Genomic DNA, 8,207 nt, shown 5'->3' on the forward strand with positions numbered 1-8,207 from the left:
TAGGGAATAGTTTTTAAATACACCCCCTGTTATTAAGAAAAAACTGAAATAAACGAAAAAAATCAAGCAAAAATTAGAAAAGATAGGGAATGAAATGCTAATTCACTCCCTGTGATTGCAAAGACAGGGGTTGCTTTTTCATTTCGCTCCCTGAGATCGTAAAGATAGGGAGCGTTTTTCCATTTCTCTCCCTGTCTTTTAGATAAAAAAGACGCTCCTAAGTAGAAGCATCTCATTAACTCGCAATAGAGGTATCTTTGAAAAAGTTATCCAAAGTTTTGCGTATTTCATTTGTTGTTTCTGTTTGCATCAATTTCGCTCGCAAATCGCTAGCACCAGGAAATCCTTTAATGTAAATTTTAAAGAAACGGCGCAATCCAGCAACTGGGCGCGGAACGGATTCACTATAGTGATCTTGCAAATCAAGCTGTAGTCGTAATAAATCAATGTATTCTTGCACGCTATGTTCTTTAGGCTGTTTTTCAAAAGCAAAAGGATTATTAAATACACCGCGTCCAATCATCACTCCGTCAACGCCATATTCCTCCACTAATTCTAACCCAGTTTGACGATCTGGGATATCGCCATTAATCGTAATCAAAGTTTGCGGCGCAATCCGATCGCGGATAGCTACAATTTGTGGAATCATATCCCAATGGGCATCTGCTTTACTCATTTCTTTACGAGTCCGCAAATGAATCGATAGATTGACAATATCTTGTTTTAATAAATGCGTAATCCAGTCTTCCATTTCATCCATTTGTTCATACCCGATCCGAGTTTTCACACTAACAGGCAAGCCACCTGCTTTAGCAGCTTCAATCAATTCTGCAGCCACTTCTGGCCGCAAAATCAACCCACTTCCCTTACCACGTCTTACTACATTACGAACTGGACAACCCATATTAATATCAACACCACTAAATCCCATTTCTGCCAAACCGAGACTCATTTGGCGGAAGTATTCTGGTTTATCTCCCCAAATATGTGCCACGATAGGCTTTTCATCTTCTGTAAACGTCAAGCGTCCTTGAACACTTTGTCTACCGTCTGGATGACAGTAACTATCAGAATTAGTAAACTCAGTAAAATAAACATCCGGCGCACTGGCTTTTTTTATCACATGACGAAAAGCGACATCTGTCACATCTTCCATTGGTGCTAAAACAAAAAAGGGCTTAGGTAACTCTGCCCAAAAGTTCTCAGTCATCATAAATACTCCTATCTTCTATGTATTATACGCTCTCTTTCAAACCTTCTTGTTTAAAACATAGTTATTATACTAGGAATATTTGAAGGACGCAAAAAGATAGTTTTAAAAACTCCATTTTATTACAATCCACTACATCGTCAAAGGTATATTATGCATTGAGATTTTAAATTAACCGCTCATGAAGAGAGCGACCAACAAAATCTTGAAAAATCTCAGCAGCCAACTAATTTCAATCCACGCTCCCATGAAGAGAGCGACGGTTGGAAATCCGTTGATACCCAAAATGATATTGAAATTTCAATCCACGCTCCTATGAAGAGAGCGACCAGCAGTTTGGTAAATCTTTTGCTCAAATGGCTGAATTTCAATCCACGCTCCCACAAAGAGAGCGACATATGAAAATCCTGAGTTATTGGAGGAGATGGAATATTTCAATCCACGCTCCCACAAAGAGAGCGACCTGGATGTCCATCTTCCGCTAGGTTGTATAAGCCAATTTCAATCCACGCTCCCACAAAGAGAGCGACGGCGGAAATGCTGCAGCTTCGAGCCATTTTTATTTAAAAGAATCTTTAAGATACAACTTAATTTCTATAAAATAGCGATAACTATGCGCGTACCATTTTAGTAATATATGTGTAACCTCGATTCGCGCAAAGTTATACGTCCTAATAATAAAAAATCTTTACACTTCTTGTCTAAGTGGCTAAGAAGGAATAACTCAGAATTATTTGAAAATATATATTTTCAAATTTCGTTCCTATACCGGAAAAGTAAATAATGAAAATTTATAACAGACAAGTTTATAAAAACCTTTTTTATAATCAAAGTAAGGTTGCTATATAAAGTAATATCGCTGCTGTTACAAATAAAATCCCAAAAATTTTTATGGCAACTTTAAACCATTTCGAAAAGTTAATTTCTGAAATTGCTAAACCAGCCAACAGTACGCCTCCCGTCGGCGATATCATGTTCATTAATCCGTTCCCAAATTGATTACTTAAAACAATCACATCACGATTGATATTCAGTAAATCGCCTAATGGAGCCATTATAGGCATTGTTAATGCTGACGCCCCAGAAGAAGAAGGGACAAAAAAAGTCACAATGGTTTGTGCTGCTAATAAAATTGTTGAAAATAACGCTTTGGGAAGTTTCACCAGTAAGTTCGCTAAAGCATTTAAAATGGTGTCAATGATCATCCCATTTTCTAAAATAACTAATACTCCTCGAGCCAAGCCAATGATAACAGCTGCATAAGCAAAATCAGCACAACCTTCCACAAACGCCTCCGCAATGCCTTTTTGATCAAATCCAGCAACGATGCCAGCAAGTAAAGCTAAACCAACAAATAAGCCGGAAATTTCAACCATATACCATCCTTGGGTAATAATTCCCCATATCATAACGCCCAAACCAACGATAAATCCACTAATGATTAATTTGTCTCTAACAGAAAATTCCTTATTTGTTTCAAAACTTTGAAACTTACTCTTAACTTTTTGATCGCTTGTATAAACAATAGACCTTTCAGGATTTGCTTTAACCTTACGAGCATAGTTCATAGTAAAAATAATAGAAATTGTTGTGATAACGATCCAACATATAACACGATACCATAATAAAGGGTTTCCATGAACATCTGCTATTCCTTGGGCAATCAAAACATTAAAAGGATTGATAGTAGAACCGACATAGCCTGATTGTGTTCCTAAAAAAATAATTAAAATAGCTGTTATAGAATCGTAGCCTAAAGAAAACATTAAAGAAATAAAAATGGCAAATAAAGGAATCGTCTCTTCGCTCATACCAAAAGTAGAACCACCCAGACTAAATAAAATCATTGATAAGGGAATAACTAAAATCCCTTTGCCGCCTAAGGAGTTAGCTAAAGCAAATAACGCTCGATCCACCGCACCTGTTTTTAAAATAACGCCAAACGATCCTCCAACAACGAGGACAAACGCTACAACTTCTACCGCAGAGATAATACCTGCTGCTGGAGCTTGTAAAACATCGCCAATTCCTTGCCCATGTCCTGCCTTTTCAATCGTATCATAAGTTCCAGGGATAACGGTTGTACGTTCGGTGCCATTGATTGTCTCCACTACTGTATCGAATTGTCCACTAGGGATAATCCAAGTCATAATCGCTGCAACAATGATCAATAGAAAAATTAACGTATAACTATGAGGAAAAGTAAACTTGCCCTTCTTGCTTTTCATGTTACGCCTCCTATTTATCTTGAACATTATAGTTTAGATACTAAAAACATGTGCATTGCCATTTACCGAGATGAATCAGATATTATTTTAATCCTTCGCGACTTGTACGCATATAAAAACTGGGATACGAATAGTAAGTCCATAGGTTTGAGCGATCGTTTCATCTGCAGCTACAGCTTCTAACGTTGTTTCTCCTGAATTTACTGGCTGAATATTGTGCAACGAACTTATGATATCTTCTTTTAAAAAAACAAATTATTTTTTAAAAAAAGTGATCTATATGAAGCCATTCTTTTGCATTGAATATAAAGAGTTTTTTCTTCTTTTAAAATTTATAGTTTCTTTGTTAATTCTTTAGTCGCCGGTACAACTTTTTCTTGTAAAATAACACTGCTGCCCGTTAAATTATCAAAGCGATAACTTTCGCTGAATCCTGTTACGAATTCAATTTTACAAAAACTTTTACCACTTAGAAAGGTTTCTTTTACTTTGTTGCTTCACAAAATAACCTTGGGTGATTATTTCTTCAATAACTCTGTATACTGTGATACGACTTATTTTACAATATTTCATAAACTCTAATTCAGTAGAATTCACACATTTTGGTTATGTTTACCTATACTTAATTTTAATAACCTCTTTTAGTTGTTGATACAACGGCTTTTTTTCTGTCTAGCACCATATTACTTTTACTAATCAGTAATTCATACCATAACCAAAAGATCCTTCGACCATACAAGATCTAGCAGCAAACTCGTTTCCTTTTTCTAATGATTGCACAATGGTATCGCCTTGCAAATAACTAATTAAAAAAGCCGTTAAAAACGAATCTCCTGCTGCCATCGTGTCTACAGGCTCTTCCAAAATAGGCATTGCTTCGTAAAATTCTTTACCATCATAAGCGAGGACAGAATTTTCTCCACGAGTAGTGACAAGTAGTTTATTTCTTGTTTGAAAATGTTCAATTAAAAATTCTTTGGCTTTTTCTTTTGAGTACCCGCTCAATGAAAAAAATCCAAAGGAAACTTGGTTGATGATTTGCTTGATATCTCCTTCAGTAAAATCATCTGAGAAATCATAAGAAAGTTTAGCCTTTATTTTTTGTAACTCAGGCAAAAGATGATTCACTTGGCTATATAATCCCATATGAATTAAATCAAAATTTTGCAGGTAAATACGATCATTATCATTTAGTTGAATAGGTGAGCTACGTGTAACCCCTCCTTCGTTACTGCCCAAAAAGAGTCGGTCCCCATTTCTTATTTCCACCCTTGCACAGCCATTCTCACCTGTGACAAAACGTGAGTGGCTATTATCTATCCCAATTTCTTTAATAACTGATATTACATGTTTTGCCTCCTCATCAGATCCAAAAACTCCCATAAAGCTACTTTCTACACCTAGCTTCTTGGCAAAAACAGCAAAATTTAAAGCATTTCCTCCTGGGTACATTATTTTATAATTGACATACTTATCCACTACATTATCGCCCAAACCTAGCGCCTTCATTATTTGCTTATCCCCCTTTTTACTCTCTAAAAATGTCTTTTCTTTCTCTACATTCCTTTCAGCAAAATATGTTAGTAGGCTCCTTTTACAAATTTAATAGGAAACTTTTCCCATATAACGACGTGCCTCCAGATCATGCTCACGTACTTTTGAAAGAGCATAGCGATATTCAGAAAGTACACTGTAAAATAAAATAGGGTTGAAAAATTCAATAACTTCACTTGGAATGAGATCTAGTCCTAATTCCTTAGCATCAACATACTCGACATTTTTAGCATGCTGTTGCAAAAAGCTTTTCACACGTTCATCTAAAGGCCGAGTTCTACCTTCGCTTAACAACAAAAGATAATTCCGGTTTTGATCAGTATTTTCGAGTGGCCCGTGGAAGAATTCACCAGAATGAACAGCAGTAGAATCTAACCACTGCATCTCCATCAATGAACATATTGAAAACCCATAAGCATGACCAAAGCTTGGTCCACTACCTAAAATATAAAACATTTCTTCATTTTGATATTTGTCAGCAAAATTTTTAGTACGTTTTTGAACCTGTTTTACTGCATTATTTACTACCGTATCAATAATATCCATCCCTTGGCGAAATTCATTATAGTGTTCATAATTTTCAGTTTCTGCAATTAGTGAAACTGTTAAGTCTAAACTGATCGCCATTGGATTATTCCTCACTTCAGAATCTGCACCCCAATCATATAAAAAACTATAGTCAGAAACGTTAAGTAATTCTGCGTCTTTATTATATGTCAATCCTACAGTCTGTGCTCCACGCTGTTTAGCTAGACGACCAGCTTCTACTGTTTCTTTGGTATTTCCGCCATGAGAACAAAGGACAACCACCGATTGTTCTCCTAAGGCTTTTGGAGGAACATGACAGAATTCATTGGCTGTGTATAAGCCGGTAAAAGTTTTCGCTGACTCTGCTTTTATAAAGTAATCCGCCACATACATATCCACTAAAGAACCACCACAGGCAACAAAATAAATACTAGATATTACTCTTTGATTTTTCCTCAAAATTTCTTTTACTGCTTTTGTTATATCCATTAAGTCAACATCTCCTTTAAATTGTTAAAACATCATATAACGTTAGAACATAAACTAAGAATTACTTTTTATACACCAAGACACCACAATAATTTTCTATCAAACGAAGAAGTCATTGAGAGCTTGTTAACCCTTTCATAATTTCTTTACTTCAAATATACTATATACATTTTTACATGCAAACTCTTTTTAGTTAACATTCCTTCTTCTGAAAATTAGTATTCTTTTCAAGTAGCGTTCTCGTGAAGAGTGCAACTGAAGAAGGAAAAGTTGCTAATCACTGGAACCGGATTTCAATCCATGCTCTCATGAAGAGAGCGACTGCGAAAGCTTTAGGACTAAAACAATAGGAGGAAAAATTTCAATCCACACTCTCATGAAGAGAGCGACAAAATCTAGACGCGACAACTGCAGAAGATGTTAAAATTTCAATCCACGCTCTCATGAAGAGAGCGACTAAGCCAAAGCATCGTATTGCGTGCTTTTGCCATATTTCAATCCACGCTCTCATGAAGAGAGCGACCCACTCTTCGTTTAAGCTGAAATCACTTAAAGTAATTTCAATCCACGCTCTCATGAAGAGAGCGACATTAAAAGTTTAGTCAATGAAATAAAAAAAGAGTGCATTTCAATCCACGCTCTCATGAAGAGAGCGACCAAAAGAGTTTAGGAAGAACCTGGAAGAAAAGCGATTTCAATCCACGCTCTCATGAAGAGAGCGACCAGATTCGTTACATATGTTCCACTTTCCAATCCTATTTCAATCCACGCTCTCATGAAGAGAGCGACTAAAACTGACGGCTATATCAAGATAGTGGGTGAAATTTCAATCCACGCTCTCATGAAGAGAGCGACTGTGGATTCAGTTCCTTTAGACAGTTTGATTTCAATTTCAATCCACGCTCTCATGAAGAGAGCGACAAAACAGGAATGCAGATCCAAGAACTATTGTACAAATTTCAATCCACGCTCTCATGAAGAGAGCGACTTAACCGTACGTGTGCCTGCAATTGTTTCAGGTTTAATTTCAATCCACGCTCTCATGAAGAGAGCGACAACAATACTGCATAACCCTCTAACACCATTTCCCATTTCAATCCACGCTCTCATGAAGAGAGCGACACATCGTCGTAGTGAGAAATGGCTCCGAATATACAATATTTCAATCCACGCTCTCATGAAGAGAGCGACAATTAATGCAAAACGGTTGGAAGCTCGAAGATATTATTTCAATCCACGCTCTCATGAAGAGAGCGACATTGACCCAGATACAGACTCGGTAAGGGATGTATCATTTCAATCCACGCTCTCATGAAGAGAGCGACAAATACAACTGATGCAGAAGTTTCTGACTCCATTATTTCAATCCACGCTCTCATGAAGAGAGCGACGAAGCTTACGATTATGCCAACGCTCCTTATATAGATATTTCAATCCACGCTCTCATGAAGAGAGCGACTTGCCTTTTAAGCTTAAAGGAGTTACACGCATATATTTCAATCCACGCTCTCATGAAGAGAGCGACGGTAGCTTTAGGTTTGCATTATATTTTTATAACAAAATTTCAATCCACGCTCTCATGAAGAGAGCGACACAATGTGGACTGAGTATCGAGGATTGTTTAAATATTTCAATCCACGCTCTCATGAAGAGAGCGACGAGAATCCGTGATGAGGCATACGAGAAAGAACGCATTTCAATCCACGCTCTCATGAAGAGAGCGACTGGCATGAGGCGCACGAGTTCACCATGCCTCGAGTATTTCAATCCACGCTCTCATGAAGAGAGCGACGTACAGGCACAGTAAAAGTACGACCAAAAGCTGCCTGAATTTCAATCCACGCTCTCATGAAGAGAGCGACGGTTGGGGCTACCCTTTTTTTGGTGTAACAGATGCAATTTCAATCCACGCTCTCATGAAGAGAGCGACACGGATTGCTTGCAGATTAAAGTTGACTCTAGCAATTTCAATCCACGCTCTCATGAAGAGAGCGACTTAAAAGCAATTCTTCCTTTTTCCTTTTCTCTGTATATTTCAATCCACGCTCTCATGAAGAGAGCGACTGAAAAGAGAAGCGTTCAAAGAAAAGAGAAAAGATATTTCAATCCACGCTCTCATGAAGAGAGCGACAAGATTCAAACGACCAAGATATTCGTACTGCGTTTATTTCAATCCACGCTCTCATGAAGAGAGCGAC

5 protein-coding genes and 1 CRISPR repeat array are annotated in these 8,207 nt (G+C 37.3%); all 5 genes read right to left on the minus strand.

The window, feature by feature from the left end; translation table 11 throughout:
• Nucleotides 1-235: 235 nt before the first annotated feature.
• The 5 genes from TS1_RS04220 to TS1_RS04240 all read right to left on the minus strand — a co-directional run bounded on the left by TS1_RS04220 (nt 236) and on the right by TS1_RS04240 (nt 6,009).
• Entirely contained in the window at nt 236-1,210 is a 975-nt protein-coding gene (locus tag TS1_RS04220; protein WP_068708172.1) for a tRNA dihydrouridine synthase, read from the minus strand.
• A gap of 827 nt (nt 1,211-2,037) precedes the next feature.
• Nucleotides 2,038-3,438: a YfcC family protein gene (locus tag TS1_RS04225; protein WP_068708173.1), complete on the minus strand. Its 1,401-nt coding sequence runs from the start codon at nt 3,436-3,438 to the stop codon at nt 2,038-2,040.
• 87 nt (nt 3,439-3,525) lie between these two features.
• On the minus strand, nt 3,526-3,660 hold the full coding sequence (locus tag TS1_RS12785; protein ID WP_281177359.1) for a hypothetical protein: 135 nt from the start codon (nt 3,658-3,660) through the stop codon (nt 3,526-3,528).
• A 474-nt stretch (nt 3,661-4,134) separates the two neighbouring features.
• A complete protein-coding gene (locus TS1_RS04235; RefSeq protein WP_068708175.1) occupies nt 4,135-4,947 on the minus strand; it encodes a fructoselysine 6-kinase in 813 nt (270 codons plus the stop codon).
• Between the two features lie 93 nt (nt 4,948-5,040).
• Complete coding sequence (locus TS1_RS04240) at nt 5,041-6,009, minus strand: SIS domain-containing protein (RefSeq protein ID WP_068708177.1); 969 nt, start codon at nt 6,007-6,009, stop codon at nt 5,041-5,043.
• Nucleotides 6,010-6,299: 290 nt separating this feature from the next.
• Nucleotides 6,300-8,207: a CRISPR direct-repeat array (repeat unit 32 nt; unit sequence ATTTCAATCCACGCTCTCATGAAGAGAGCGAC).

It is taken from the genome of Tetragenococcus solitarius NBRC 100494, assembly GCF_001544195.1.
GTDB lineage: Bacteria > Bacillota > Bacilli > Lactobacillales > Enterococcaceae > Tetragenococcus > Tetragenococcus solitarius.

Bases quoted from the DNA above. Each gene is read 5' to 3' on its own strand.
- TS1_RS04220 (WP_068708172.1), bottom strand. From the start codon at position 1,210: ATGACTGAGAACTTTTGGGCAGAGTTACCTAAGCCCTTTTTTGTTTTA.
- TS1_RS04225 (WP_068708173.1), bottom strand. From the start codon at position 3,438: ATGAAAAGCAAGAAGGGCAAGTTTACTTTTCCTCATAGTTATACGTTA.
- TS1_RS04235 (WP_068708175.1), bottom strand. From the start codon at position 4,947: ATGAAGGCGCTAGGTTTGGGCGATAATGTAGTGGATAAGTATGTCAAT.
- TS1_RS04240 (WP_068708177.1), bottom strand. From the start codon at position 6,009: ATGGATATAACAAAAGCAGTAAAAGAAATTTTGAGGAAAAATCAAAGA.